Here is a 12,720-nt window from a genome sequence, read left to right on the forward strand (position 1 = left end):
TAAACCGAATCCGGATTTGTTGGATTTGATTGCCTCTGGTGCTACTCCTACCCAGGTAGCCAGTGCGACTGCCCCGTCACTACCACCAGTCGGTGCACTAGGTGGCGCACTAACTGGCGGTGCCGGTGCGGCTGCGGGTGCAGGTGCGCTTGCTGGTGGTGCAACCAGTGCTGTTGGCGGGCTTGGTGCAGCCGGTGCTGTTGGTGGGCTTGGTGGGGCTATGCCTTTTGCCGGGCGTGGTGCCGCAGGGTTGAGCGGTGGTGTCGGTTCCGGTGCAGGCGCAGGTGGTTCTGGTGCGCTAGGTGCCCGGGGTGGGTTTGGCACCCCACCAGGAGCCGGTGGCGGTGCAGGTACCGGTGGTGTGGGGCCAGCACCAGGCAACGGGCCAGGAGCCGGTGGTGTGGCTGCTGGTAGTCCAGGTGCAAGCCCACGAACCGGCGGAGCTGGCGGTGCTGGTGCTGGTGGGTACGGTGTTGGTCCTGCTGCTGGTGCTGGCCGCGGTGGCCGAAACGGACAAAACAAACGTGGCCGGGTACAAGCAGTGACCTCAGCAGTAGAACGTGAAGGCAACCTCAAAGCACTCCTTGGTGAAGCACCCGAAGTCGTCCCCGGAGTCATCGGGGCATGGGTACGCGAACCCAAACGCTAGGCATCCTCGGCGAAGATTTCGGCGACGGCGCGGCGGTCGGGTTTGCCGGGGCCGGTGGTGGGGATCATACGGAAGTGGCGGAGATCCTTAGGTATTTGCCAGCGGGGAAGATCATCAAAGGCTTCGAGGATGACTCCTAAGTCGGCGGAGCCGGAGTAGGCGGCGCAGACGCGGTGGCCGAAGCGTTCGTCGGGAACTCCGACAACGCAGGCGCCGGTGACGCCGTCGAGGGTGAGCATGAATTCCTCAAGGAGTTCTGGCTGCAGTTTGAGGCCGCCGGTTTCGATGAGGTTGTCAAGGCGCCCGTTGACGGTGAGTGTCCCGTCGGTGAGTTCACCGGCATCGGAGGTGATAAACCAGCCAGGTTCGGCAAAGGCTTCATGGTCGGGCAGGTTGCGGTAGCCATGCGCGATCATGGGGCCGCCGAGGTGGATGCGGCCATCGCGGACGCGAACGTGGGCGCCGGCGATGGGTCGGCCGTCGTATACGCAGCCGCCGGAGGTTTCGGAGGAGCCGTAGGTGGTCACCACGTTGATGCGCAGTTTGGCTGCCGAGTCGAGCATTTTCGGGTTGATGCGGCCGCCGCCGACCAAGATGGCGTCGAAAAGCCTTAAGGCTTCTATGCCGGCGAGGGTGCTCATGATTTTGTTGAGCTGCATCGGGGCGAGCGAGGTGTACATGCGGTCGCCGGTGGCGGCAAGTGTTTCGGTGCGTGCGGCGAAGTCTGCGGTGTGGAAGCCGTCGGTGAGGTCGATAAATTCTGGTTCGACGCCGGCGACCATGCTGCGCACGAGGACCTGCAGGCCCGCGATGTGGTGCGCTGGCATGGCTAGAAGCCATTGGCCCGGGCCACCTAACGCCTGGTGGGTGGCATCGGCGCTGGAAATGAGGTTCACCGGCGTGAGCTGTGCGCCCTTCGGTGTGCCCGTGGAGCCCGAGGTGGCCACCACCACTGCGATCTCATCTGCAATGGACTGGCCCGCGCGCATGCTCACGCGGAGTTTGTCTGCCCGCGTCGGATCATTGGTCGGGACGGGCAACACCGCACATTCACCAGAGATTGCCGCTTCCAGGTCGGGCATGATCGCTAGCGGATTAGCCAGGTCAACGGGGAGTAATTCGAGCATGTTGGGCACGCGCGTCATCCTAGCGTGAGTCAATCTCCTCCTGTGGGAGGAGGAGCCAGAGTGGGGTGGCGGGATAGGCTCAGGTTCGTGCGTATGAAATCCGGTGAGCTCGTGGTCACTTCGTTGGCGGCTGGGTTGGCGCTGGTGTACACGGTGCCGCTGTTCACTGGCCATGTGGCTACCCAGGATTGGGTTCAAGTGCTTTTGTCCTGGTGTTTTGTGGGGGCGCTGTCGCGGTGGCAGAGGAACCCGGTGGTGTCATCAGCATTGATGGTGGGGTTGAACGTGGCGTGGTCGGTGCTGTGGGTAGCTGCACCGACGAATATTGGTTACACGGTGTGGGTGGTGTTGGTTCCGCTGGCGGTTTATACCGGACGCCGCCACGCCCAGGACATCCACGGCGGCAAGAGGGGTGGTGGATCACATCGTGGGATGTGGCGTGCCACGCTACTCACCGCGGTTGCGGCAGCGTGGTGTTTCATTTCCCCGTTCATGTGGACGTGGGGCGAGGACTTCATCCTGTTTTACCGGCGGCCGGCTGATGCAGCGTTGACGTTGTTGTTTCACTGGGCGGTCATCGCCGTGGCGTATCTTCTTGCGGCGAGTGGGGCTGCGGAAGAGGAGGCGGAGAAGCATAGGTCGCGTATGCGGGAGCAACGTTTGGTTGCGGCGCGGGAGGAGGAGCGGCTGAACACGGCCCGCGATATTCACGATGTGCTGGGCCATTCGCTGACGCTGATCAAGGTGCAGGCTAATGCGGGGCTGGCTGCAGGGACGGAACGAGAATCGCTTGAGCTTATCCGGGACACAGCGGGGGACGCGCTTGCGGACATTCGCTTGCTGGTCAAAGGGCTACGGGATGAGAGGCCCGGGCTCGCGCCTGCCGTGACGGCTGAATCGCTTCCAGCGGTGATTGAGCGTTTTCGTGCCAGTGGCATGACGGTCACGCTGGATGCGCCGGAGCGGTTGAGCGTGCCTACTGTGACGGCCCAGGCGCTCAACAGGATCGTCGCGGAAGCGCTCACCAATGCGGTCAAGCACCAGGAGAATCCGGTGGCGCGGGTTGCGGTTGAGCAGGGCCCGGAGGCGATCGTTGTGACGATTGCGTCGGTGGGCCGTACGCAGCCGCAGCCGGGAGCGGGCACGGGGATCGTCGGTATGCGGGAGCGTGCACGCGCGACGGGCGGGACCTTCGAAATTGAACACGAAGACAACAAGGTCACTGTCACCGCAGTGCTGGGAGTATGAGATGCGCATTTTGCTTGCCGACGATCAACCGCTCCTCCTCCACGCCCTCACCACCATCCTGAACGCACAACCGGATTTTGAGGTGGTGGCCACCGCTGCTGATGGTGAGAATGCGGTGGAGCAGGTGAAACAACACGACATCGATGTGGCTGTGCTGGATATTCGGATGCCAGTGCTTGATGGGATTTCCGCGGCGCGTCAGATCATGCCACTTGGGCCGAAAGTGATCATGTTGACCACCTTTGATGATGATGCGTTGGTGAAAGCTGCGATTGAAGCCGGCGTTCACGGATTCCTGCTCAAGGACGCTGATCCGGAGGTGCTGGCGGAGGCTATCCGTACGGTTTTTCATGGTGAATCTGTCCTGGCTAGCGGTGTGACCGGAAAGGTGTTGGAGTGGGTGCGAGGTGGAGTGCATGAGCACACTGCTTTAAGCGATCAGCAGAGGCAAGCGCTTTCCTTTCTCACCCGCCGTGAAGTGGAGGTGCTGGCCGAAATTGGAACTGGAGCAACGAATGCGGAGCTGGCTCAGCGGCTATTTATCGCGGAGACCACGGTGAAAACACATGTGAAGAATTTGCTGCACAAGCTCGGTGCGCGTGACCGAGTTGCGTTGGTGCTCCTTGCACAACGGGCTGGAATAGTGGACTAGAAAATCCTCCCGTGGGGGGATTACACATCTGACCTGGACCACAAAGATGGTGTGCATGATCAGTTCGCACCTTGCTTGTTCAGATATTTCCGTCACTTTCGGTGACCACCGTGCTTTGAACGATGTGGCGCTGACAACGTCACCTGGTCGTGTGCATGCGCTGCTTGGGCCGAATGGTGCTGGCAAGTCCACGTTGATGTCGGTGCTGCTTGGCCTGATTAAGCCCGATCATGGCAGCGTGACGTTGATGGGGCAGCCTTTCAAGCGATCCAAATTGCGTTGTGTTGGGGCCTCTATCAATGACCCGGCGTTTTACGGCCACCTTAGTGCCCGCGACAACCTGCGGGTACACACAACATTGCTCGGTCTGCCGGATTCGGAGGCTGATCGTGTGCTTGAGCTTGTCGGGCTGGAGGCCGCGGGGAAGAAGAAAGCGTCGAATTTCTCCACCGGCATGAAAGGACGCCTGGCGTTAGCGCAGGCGCTGCTCGGAGAACCACCAGTGTTGGTGCTCGATGAACCTCAGAACGGCCTTGACCCGGAGGGCATCGCGCACCTGCGTGAGTATTTGAAGGACTATGCCCGTGCTGGGCGTACCGTGCTGGTCAGTTCGCATCAGCTTGGTGAGGTCCTTCACCTGGCCGATGATGCCACCGTGATCGCCGATGGCACCGTGCGGTTTGCAGGCGAATTACGCGAGCTTGGCCCGAACCTGGAGGAATCCTTCTTCCAGCTCACCCGTGGCACTGCTGCGAACGGGGAGGTGCTCTAAAACAATGCGGGAACTGCGTGCTGAATGCATCCGTGCGAAAGGCTCCGTCCTGTGGTGGCTCGCCGGCAGTGGTCTAGTGCTGGGCTTAGTCCTGTCGGGAATGTCGCTGGCCGGCGTTGTTGAAGACGCTTCCGACATGCTCAACTGGCAAGCATTGCTGGTCACGGGCATGCTCGCGCCGATCGCCGCACTGTATGCGGGGCTGGTGGAGCAACGGGAAAAACAGTCGCGCTCGGGCGGAACGCTGTGGCGCCCGGCATCGCAGCATGCGACACGTGCTGCCCGGCTCGTGGTGGTGTGGGTAGCGCTTGGTTTGTTTTTCTTGCTTGATTTCGGTGCGACATGGGCGCTTGCTGCGCTTTTCGGTCTCGAGCACGCGGCGCGCGTCCTATTGATCGGGGTTTTCACGTGGGTCGGTTCGCTCGGTGTTGCTGGCGTAGCTGCGGCAGTGAGCCGCCGCTACGGTCTTATCGTTGCGCTCGCTGGTTCCCTCATTTGGCAGTTCCTCGGCTATTTCGCTGAGCGTGACTGGTGGTGGCTCAACCCCGGCGCGTGGCCTATGCGTCTCGTGCTGCCCACGATGGGGCTGCACTTCAATGCAACACCATTGGAGGCAGATTCGCCGTTGCGGTATGAGTCACCGTGGCCGGCCTTCGCTCTGTGCGTGCTGCTCGCCGTGGTGGGGATGGCGTGCACAGTGCTTGTTCCAGCGCGGTTGACTCCTCTGCGCTTGCGTCGCAGGGCCGTCCATGCGGTAACCGTGCCGGTAGCTGATAACCCTGCAATACCCGCTGTGAACCGTCCGGCCGCCGTGCCACACCTGGCAGCACTTCGTGGCATCCATCGCGCTGCGTTGAACCCGGCGGTGATTGGGTGCGTGGTCTTGTCCGTGCTGGTCATGCTGTTCGCACTGCGCTACGACCCATCCGTACGCACGGGCCTGTTCACCTACGCGATCCTGCCCGTCGGTGCGGGTCTTCTCCCAGTACTCGTGTGGCCGCAGTTGCGGCCGGCCTGGTCGCTCATGCAGATCGAGCACGCGCGCGTCCGCGCAGCACTTCTTGGTTGGCTGCTCATTGTGGTCGTGCTCGTTGCGCTCGTTGCCACGGTGACCTGCGGGGCAATGCCTATCGACGCTGCCCGTCGCCTCCTCCTTGCCACCTTCATCGGTGGCGCGATGGCATTCCTCTCACTGGCCGTTACTGTTCGTTGGGGCGTGGGGTGGGCACTCGCTCTGACACTGGCCGCGACCATTTTCTCCGCCACGATCGGCGGCGATGTTCTCGCCGAGAGCGCACTCTGGATTATCGCGCCGACAGCATGGCCGGAAACTGCCACGACCCTAACGCGTTTCGCTATCGCTAGTGTGTTGGGTGCGGCGCTCTTCGCGGGAAGTATGGCTTTGGCCCACCGGTGGCTGCGCGGATCACACGTGCGGGGTTGACCGTATCTAGTTGACCTATCTAGTAATAGAACGGGAACTCGTCCCAGTTCGGCGGGCGTTTTTCCAGGAAGGAGTCGCGGCCTTCCACCGCCTCGTCCGTCATGTAGGCGAGGCGGGTGGCTTCGCCGGCGAAGACTTGTTGGCCCATGAGGCCGTCGTCAAGCAAATTGAAGGCGAACTTGAGCATGCGCTGGGCGGTGGGGGACTTGCCGTTGATTTCGCGGGCGACCTGGATGGCTTCTGCTTCGAGTGAGGCGTGGTCGGCGACGATGTTGACGGCACCCATGCGGTGCATGTCCTCGGCGGAGTAGGTGCGGCCGAGGAAGAAGATCTCGCGCGCGAACTTCTGGCCGACTTGCTTGGCTAGGTAGGCGGAGCCGTAGCCGCCGTCGAAGGAGCCGACATCGGCGTCGGTCTGCTTGAAGCGGGCTTCCTCACGGGAGGCGATAGTCATGTCACACACGACGTGGAGGGAGTGCCCACCGCCGGCGGCCCACCCGTTGACCACAGCGATGACCACCTTGGGCATCGTGCGGATGAGGCGCTGGACCTCCAGGATGTGCAGGCGGCCGCCTTCAGCTTTCACGCGGGCTTCATCGACGTGATCGGCGGTGGCGGCTTCCACGTCACCGTCGTGGCTGGTGGCGTACTGGTAGCCGGAACGCCCGCGAATGCGCTGGTCACCGCCGGAACAGAAGGCCCAACCGCCATCTTTCGGCGAGGGGCCATTGCCGGTGAGAAGCACAACACCGACGGACGGGTCGCGGCGCGCGTGGTCGAGTGCGCGGTACAGCTCATCCACCGTGTGCGGGCGGAAAGCATTGCGCACCTCCGGCCGATCAAAGGCAATGCGCACGATCCCGTTCGCGCGACCCTCGCCCGCGTGGCGGTGGTAGGTGATGTCGGTGAAATCAAAACCCTCGACGGTCTTCCACTGGGACGGGTCGAAGGGCTGGTCGGTGGAATATGAGGTCATTCCGTCATTGTGCCATTGAGGTGGGATGTCTTTGTCCTGATCGTGTCCCACTAGAGTAAACCCACAGAGCACGGCGTGGAGGTGCAAGATTTTGGAGTTGGCAGACATTCTGGACCGCGCCCACGTGGTTGCGCTGCCGATGGCGGTGCCGTTCCGGGGGATCACCACGCGGGAGGCCCTGCTCATCGACGGCCCGGCGGGGTGGGGCGAGTTCGCGCCCTTCGTGGAGTACGGCGACCAAGAATCCGCGGCGTGGTTGCGCGCCGCGTTGGAGGCCGCCTACCAGGGCTATCAGGGACTTGACTTGGGGGATCGTGCCGTGCGAATCAATGGCACGGTGCCCGCCGTTGCCGCGTCTGAGGTCGAAGGTGTGCTTGAGCGCTTCCCGGGGGTGGGTACCTTCAAAATCAAGGTGGCAGAGAAAGGGCAATCGCTTATCGACGATCTGGCTCGCGTCGCCACCGTCCACACCCACCGCCCCGACGCGGAGCTGCGCGTGGATGCGAATGGTGGGTGGACTGTAGATGAGGCAATCCAGGCGGCCGAGGCGTTAGCGGAGGCTGCTGGCGGGATGTTGCGCTACATCGAACAGCCCTGTGCAACGGTGGAGGAGCTCGCCGAGGTGCGCCGCCGGACGGATGTTCCGGTTGCTGCGGATGAGTCGATTAGAAAGGCAGCAGACCCCTATCGCGTGGCCGCGCTTGATGCGGCCGATGTCGCGGTGGCGAAGGTTGCGCCACTGGGTGGAGTGGGCAATACGCTCACCATCGCGAAAGACCTTGCCGCGCACAATATGAGCATCACCGTTGCCTCGGCGCTAGATACGGCAGTGGGGATTGGTGTGGGGTTAATCGCGGCGAAGGCGGTGGAGACGTCGATAACTGATAGCCCTGTGACTGTTAATGCCGCGGGGCTGGGCACGCAGCGTCTGTTCGTGGAGGATGTCGCGGAAAAACAGGAGCTTCGTGGCGGCTGCTTAAACGCCGCCACATGCGAGCCTGATCCGGACCGCTTGATGGCGTTGGCTGCCTCAGGGAAGCGCAAGGATTTCTGGTTTGACCGGCTGCGACGGTGCTGGGACATCCTTGGTGTCACCGGTGGCAGCTACGATGTGCCTTATGGATGATCAGACGCGCAGGATCCCGCAGGATAATTCGGACGACCAGACGGAATACATGGGCTCAACCTCGCCGGCGCCACGGCAGTACATGCCGAATGAAGATAATCAGACGGCGTACATCGGTAATTATTCCCCCGAATATGAGGACCGCTACAGCGAACCGCAGCCGTATGACGAGCCGTATCATCCGGGTGGTTACAACGGGCATGGCCAACACGACCAGTATGGGCAGCAGTTTGCGCCCGATAACGCGGAGAAAACCAACAACACCACCATTGTGCTGGGGGTAATCGCAGTACTTGTTGCACTAGCCGGTGTGGTGCTGTTCTTCCTGTGGCGGGGTGCGGAATCGCGCGCGAACCAGCCGCCACCAGCGCCGGTCACTCTCACTGAAACGGAGACTGTGACTACAGGGAAGGACGGTTTCTGGGAAAGCCTGTTCAACAGCGAAAAGGACGGTGACGGCGAAGTCACACTTCCAACGGAGCTTCCCAAGGATCTGCCCACCGAGATTCCAACGGAGGTCCCGGAGGATGTCAAGGATGATTTCCAAAGCATGCTGGACGATCTGAAGAAGATTCTCGACGAAATGAAGGCGTCCAACTAGATCCACATAGATCTAATGAGAAAGAGGATGGCTAACTCAGTGGATTCCCCCGATTCACTTGAACTGGCACAACATGTGGCACGGGTACTCGCAGAGCACGTCACGGATGTTGTTTTGAGCCCCGGCTCACGTAATTCCCCGCTTGCGTTCGCCTTGCTGGCGCGTGAGGACATCACGGTTCATGTGCGGATTGATGAACGTTCGGCAGCCTTCACTGCCCTTGGACTTGCGCGCGTGCAGCACCGCCATGTGGGTGTGGTGATGACGTCGGGCACCGCCGTGGCCAATGCTTTCCCAGCGGTGGTGGAGGCCCACATGTCCCACACACCACTGGTGGTGGTGAGTGCGGACCGGCCGGAGCGCCTCGTGGGTACGGGCGCGTCCCAAACCATCTGGCAACAGGGAATCTTTGGCCGTTACGCGGAAACCCAACAGGTCACCTCCCCAGGGGACCCGATCTCCTTTGTGGCCGATCAGGTGCACATCAACGTTGCCTTTGACACCCCGCTCGTACCGCAAGCACTGCCTGAGCAGGCGGGCCAGCCGCGCCGGGTGGGGCCGGGCCACATGAAACGCGACGGTGCTGGTTTCGTGGACCACGGCATGGTGGACGTGGACTTGGACAAAAACACGCTTGTCATCGCTGGTGATGAGGCATGGGAGGTACCGGGACTGGAGCACGTGCCCACCATCGCGGAGCCGACTGCCCCAACACCGTTCCACCAGGTCCACCCCTTGGCGGCGCGTTTCTTCGTGCAAGACGAGGTAGCTATTAGTCATGACGGTGGGGACTTCGCGGCGTCGACAAAACCGGAGCAGGTCATCGTTGTTGGCCATCCGACGCTCCACCGGGATGTGTTGGCGCTCATGGCGGATTCGACCATTGAAATCATTGGACTGTCCCGCACGGACACGTTCACCGGTAACCCGCAGCGCCGTGGCAGCCGCGTGAACGTCACGGGGCAGCCCACCGATACGTGGTTGAAGATCTGCGAGGCAGCAGGTGACGTTGGTGCACAGACAGTGCGTGATGCCCTGGCAGATGAGTCGTTTGGGTTCACCGGCCTGCACGTCGCCGCAGCTGTGTGTGACACGTTGGGTGTGGGCGACACGATGGTTCTGGGGTCTTCCAACCCAGTGCGTGATGCCAGTTTGGTGGGTATGCCCTTCGATGGTGTATCCACATATGCGGCGCGTGGCGCAGCCGGCATTGATGGCACGATCTCCCAGGCCATTGGCATTGCCTTGGCCACGCAGGCGCTCCATCCGGAGGAGATCCGCGCACCCCGCACCGTTGCCTTGATGGGGGACCTTACGTTCCTCCATGACATTGGCGGGCTGCTCGTGGGCGGTGAAGGGATCACGCAACCACGGCCGAGCAACCTCACTATCGTCGTGGCCAATGACAATGGAGGCGGCATTTTTGAAGGGCTTGAAGTGGGGGCGCCAACGCTGCGCGAGCAGTTTGAGCAGGCTTTTGGTACGCCGCATGATGTGGATATTGAGTCCCTGTGTGAAGGCTATGGTGTGGCCTATGCGCGGGCAGAAAGCACTGCGGAGTTGCTGGATGAGTTGATGGACAACATCGATTCCCCGCACCCCATCCTGGTGATCGAGGCTGTGACTACCCGCGCTACCCGCCGGGAATTGGCCGAGCGGTTGAAAAAATAGGGTGGAAAATTAGGGCGAAAGGGCACCAGGAGTGAGGATTGTTGTGACGCGGGAGATCGCCCGCCGTAGGCTCCACCAGCTGATCATCGTGTTGTACATGTGCGCGATGCTCGGCAGTGTGGCCATGGTGGCAGGTCCGGCGTACAACGATTACCTCATTGCCAAGGACCCTGGCCGGGGTATCGCCACGGTGAACAGTGTGTCCACGCTGCGCATGTCGGTTGAGTACCAGGATGAGCAAGGGCGCTTCCACACTCCGCCGTACGGCCTGCTCTACCCGTCCGGCATTGGGGAAGGGCAGCAGGTGTGGGTGGCGTATGCCAAGTCCAACCCGGACATCGTGAAGGTGGAGGGCCGTCAGTGGACGTTGGCTATCATCCCGGCGCTATCGGTCGCTGTTGCGTCCACCTTGATCGCGGGTCTTACCTGGTGGGCAGTGAGCGCCCTTGCCAAACCCCGTGCCCGTCGGGCGGGAAAATTAACCTAAGGTTCCCCGCAATTCCATGACGTGTTCGGTGTGACGGTGAATAATGCGGGCATGCGTGTTGCCATTGTTGCCGAGTCCTTCCTGCCCAACGTCAATGGCGTAACCAATTCGGTCCTGCGGGTGTTGGAGCACCTCAAGGAGACGGGGGTTGAGGCCGTGGTGATCGCTCCTGGCGCTCGCGAGTACCAGGAGGAAATCCCGGACTACATGGGCTTTCCCATTGTTCGTGTGCCCACGGTGATGGTGCCCCGCGTGGATTCCTTACCCGTCGGAATTCCTAGTGGTCGGGTGCTTAAAACGGTGAAGGAGTTCAAGCCGGACATTATCCATTTGGCTAGTCCGTTTGTGTTGGGTGGGATTGGGGCGATCGTGGCAAAGCAACAAAAAGTGCCGTGCATTGCGCTGTTCCAGACTGACGTGGCGGGCTTTGCCGCGAAGTACCGCCTGGGTTTATTGGAATCGGCGGCGTGGCGCTGGACGCGCACCTTGCACAATATGGCGCAGATGACGCTGGCGCCGTCGTCAGTAGCGATCGCGGCCTTGGAGGAGCACAAGGTAAAAAACGTGCACAAGTGGGGCCGCGGAGTGGATTCGGTGTTGTTCCATCCACGGAAGCGCAGGGGGGATTTGCGTGCGAAGTGGGACCCGACGGGGGAGAAGAAGCTCGTGGGATACGTGGGACGGTTGGCGTCGGAGAAAGGCGTGGAACGTCTCGCGGCGCTGTACGGGGACCCGAATATTCAGCTGGTTATCGTGGGTGACGGGCCGCTGCGGCGTGATTTGGGCAAGCTGATGCCAGACGCGGTGTTCACCGGTCAGTTGGGCGGCGAGAAGCTGGCGGCTGCTTACGCCAGCCTGGACCTGTTTGTGCACCCGGGCGAGTTTGAAACATTCGGGCAAACACTCCAAGAAGCCCAAGCTTCGGGTGTGCCGACGATTGGGCCGCGCGCCGGAGGTCCCATCGACACCATTCAGGAAGGCTACAACGGCCTTCTATTGGATGTGGAGACGTTTGCGCGTGATCTTCCGGCAGCAGCGGCGCACATTCTTGCCGAGGACAACCTGGCCACCATGAGCACCAATGCGCGGGCCTCGATCGAGGACAAGACATGGCCGGCGCTGTGTGATCAGCTGTTGGGCTACTACAACGACGTGCTTGATGCGTACCCCAAGCACAAGGGAACCGACCGTTTCCCGCGCATTCACCCTGCATAACGTATCCGGGTGGGGGCATGCGCGGGCGGGTGACTTAGACTCGATGGCTATGGCCAAGGCGAACCTGGAGAAGGACCCACACGATGTGGCGGGAATGTTCGATGATGTGGGAAAGAACTACGACATCACCAACACGGTGATGACGGCTGGCATGGACCGCTACTGGCGCAAACGCACCCGTGAGCTTCTCCACGTCAAGCCGGGGGAGAAAGTACTCGACCTCGCCGCCGGCACCGCCGTGTCCACCGTCGAACTAGCTAAGTCCGGCGCATGGGTCGTGGCGTGTGATTTCTCTCAGGGCATGCTGCGTGCCGGGGCGCACCGCGAGGTGCCGAAGGTGTGCGGGGACGCAATGCACTTGCCGTTCGAGGATGAATCTTTTGATGCCGTGACCATCTCCTACGGTTTGCGCAACGTTCACGACTTCAAGGCCGGCCTGCGTGAAATGGCGCGCGTGACCAAACCAGGTGGGCGTCTGGTGGTCAATGAGTTTTCCACCCCCGTTGTCCCCGTGTTTTCCCAGCTGTACAGCCGCTACCTGCCCAAGATGATCCCGCTTCTGGGCAAGGTCTTTTCCTCCAACGCGCCGGCCTATGAGTACCTGGCGGAATCCATTAAGGCATGGCCCGCACAAAAGCAGCTTGCCAGCGATATCAACGCCAATGGCTGGGCTGAGTGCGAGTGGAAGAACCTCGCCTTCGGCATTGTTGCACTGCACCACGCCGTGAAAAATTAAGTCCTTGTGTGAGCGT

The 12,720-nt window shown here is 61.6% G+C and carries 12 protein-coding genes and 1 pseudogene; 11 read left to right on the top strand and 2 right to left on the bottom strand.

Features of this window, described 5'->3' with window-relative positions; translation table 11 throughout:
* Positions 1-649: pseudogene (locus HMPREF2129_RS11150) on the top strand (hypothetical protein); the annotation flags it as partial.
* On the opposite strand, the gene menE reads toward HMPREF2129_RS11150, so the two are convergent.
* Positions 646-1,794: an o-succinylbenzoate--CoA ligase gene (gene menE, locus HMPREF2129_RS08490; protein ID WP_034665504.1), complete on the bottom strand. Its 1,149-nt coding sequence runs from the start codon at positions 1,792-1,794 to the stop codon at positions 646-648. The pseudogene HMPREF2129_RS11150 and the gene menE sit on opposite strands and share 4 nt — an antisense overlap.
* 75 nt (positions 1,795-1,869) lie before the next feature.
* Between menE and HMPREF2129_RS08495 the strand changes: the two genes are divergently transcribed.
* From HMPREF2129_RS08495 to HMPREF2129_RS11255, 4 genes are read left to right on the top strand one after another with little or no spacing between them, the layout of a single operon-like run.
* On the top strand, positions 1,870-3,024 hold the full coding sequence (locus tag HMPREF2129_RS08495) for a sensor histidine kinase (protein WP_034665505.1): 1,155 nt from the start codon (positions 1,870-1,872) through the stop codon (positions 3,022-3,024).
* Between the two features lies 1 nt (position 3,025).
* The gene (locus HMPREF2129_RS08500; protein ID WP_034665508.1) at positions 3,026-3,676 is read left to right on the top strand and encodes a response regulator transcription factor; all 651 of its coding nucleotides are present in this window, start codon (positions 3,026-3,028) and stop codon (positions 3,674-3,676) included.
* Positions 3,677-3,734: 58 nt separating this feature from the next.
* Positions 3,735-4,448 carry an ATP-binding cassette domain-containing protein gene (locus HMPREF2129_RS08505; protein WP_034665531.1) on the top strand — a complete coding sequence of 238 codons (714 nt, stop codon included), beginning with the start codon at positions 3,735-3,737 and terminating at the stop codon, positions 4,446-4,448.
* A 4-nt stretch (positions 4,449-4,452) separates the two neighbouring features.
* Positions 4,453-5,892, top strand: coding sequence for an ABC-2 family transporter permease (locus HMPREF2129_RS11255; RefSeq protein ID WP_034665510.1), 1,440 nt, complete (start codon positions 4,453-4,455; stop codon positions 5,890-5,892).
* A 19-nt stretch (positions 5,893-5,911) separates the two neighbouring features.
* On the opposite strand, the gene HMPREF2129_RS08515 is transcribed toward HMPREF2129_RS11255, so the two are convergent.
* Entirely contained in the window at positions 5,912-6,868 is a 957-nt protein-coding gene (locus HMPREF2129_RS08515; RefSeq protein WP_034665512.1) for a 1,4-dihydroxy-2-naphthoyl-CoA synthase, read from the bottom strand.
* 91 nt (positions 6,869-6,959) lie between these two features.
* Between HMPREF2129_RS08515 and HMPREF2129_RS08520 the strand changes: the two genes are divergently transcribed.
* From HMPREF2129_RS08520 to HMPREF2129_RS08545, 6 genes are read left to right on the top strand one after another with little or no spacing between them, the layout of a single operon-like run.
* Positions 6,960-7,994 carry an o-succinylbenzoate synthase gene (locus tag HMPREF2129_RS08520; RefSeq protein WP_034665513.1) on the top strand — a complete coding sequence of 345 codons (1,035 nt, stop codon included), beginning with the start codon at positions 6,960-6,962 and terminating at the stop codon, positions 7,992-7,994.
* A complete protein-coding gene (locus HMPREF2129_RS08525) occupies positions 7,987-8,595 on the top strand; it encodes a hypothetical protein (protein ID WP_052093059.1) in 609 nt (202 codons plus the stop codon). Before HMPREF2129_RS08520 ends, HMPREF2129_RS08525 begins: the two co-directional genes overlap by 8 nt.
* Before the next feature lie 27 nt (positions 8,596-8,622).
* Positions 8,623-10,266 (top strand): 2-succinyl-5-enolpyruvyl-6-hydroxy-3-cyclohexene-1-carboxylic-acid synthase, encoded by a 1,644-nt coding sequence (menD, locus tag HMPREF2129_RS08530; protein WP_034665515.1) that lies wholly within the window; start codon positions 8,623-8,625, stop codon positions 10,264-10,266.
* Positions 10,267-10,321: 55 nt separating this feature from the next.
* The gene (locus HMPREF2129_RS08535) at positions 10,322-10,753 is read left to right on the top strand and encodes a DUF3592 domain-containing protein (RefSeq protein WP_034665534.1); all 432 of its coding nucleotides are present in this window, start codon (positions 10,322-10,324) and stop codon (positions 10,751-10,753) included.
* A gap of 51 nt (positions 10,754-10,804) precedes the next feature.
* A complete protein-coding gene (locus tag HMPREF2129_RS08540) occupies positions 10,805-11,968 on the top strand; it encodes a glycosyltransferase family 4 protein (protein ID WP_052093072.1) in 1,164 nt (387 codons plus the stop codon).
* Between the two features lie 49 nt (positions 11,969-12,017).
* Positions 12,018-12,704, top strand: coding sequence for a demethylmenaquinone methyltransferase (locus HMPREF2129_RS08545; protein ID WP_034665537.1), 687 nt, complete (start codon positions 12,018-12,020; stop codon positions 12,702-12,704).
* Positions 12,705-12,720: the final 16 nt, after the last annotated feature.

The sequence above is a fragment of the Corynebacterium tuscaniense DNF00037 genome (assembly GCF_000759055.1).
Taxonomy (GTDB): domain Bacteria; phylum Actinomycetota; class Actinomycetes; order Mycobacteriales; family Mycobacteriaceae; genus Corynebacterium; species Corynebacterium tuscaniense.

Coding starts and splice junctions, on each gene's coding strand:
- menE (WP_034665504.1), bottom strand. CDS start 1,794: ATGACGCGCGTGCCCAACATGCTCGAATTACTCCCCGTTGACCTGGCT.
- HMPREF2129_RS08495 (WP_034665505.1), top strand. CDS start 1,870: ATGAAATCCGGTGAGCTCGTGGTCACTTCGTTGGCGGCTGGGTTGGCG.
- HMPREF2129_RS08500 (WP_034665508.1), top strand. CDS start 3,026: ATGCGCATTTTGCTTGCCGACGATCAACCGCTCCTCCTCCACGCCCTC.
- HMPREF2129_RS11255 (WP_034665510.1), top strand. CDS start 4,453: ATGCGGGAACTGCGTGCTGAATGCATCCGTGCGAAAGGCTCCGTCCTG.
- HMPREF2129_RS08515 (WP_034665512.1), bottom strand. CDS start 6,868: ATGACCTCATATTCCACCGACCAGCCCTTCGACCCGTCCCAGTGGAAG.
- HMPREF2129_RS08525 (WP_052093059.1), top strand. CDS start 7,987: ATGGATGATCAGACGCGCAGGATCCCGCAGGATAATTCGGACGACCAG.
- menD (WP_034665515.1), top strand. CDS start 8,623: ATGGCTAACTCAGTGGATTCCCCCGATTCACTTGAACTGGCACAACAT.
- HMPREF2129_RS08540 (WP_052093072.1), top strand. CDS start 10,805: ATGCGTGTTGCCATTGTTGCCGAGTCCTTCCTGCCCAACGTCAATGGC.
- HMPREF2129_RS08545 (WP_034665537.1), top strand. CDS start 12,018: ATGGCCAAGGCGAACCTGGAGAAGGACCCACACGATGTGGCGGGAATG.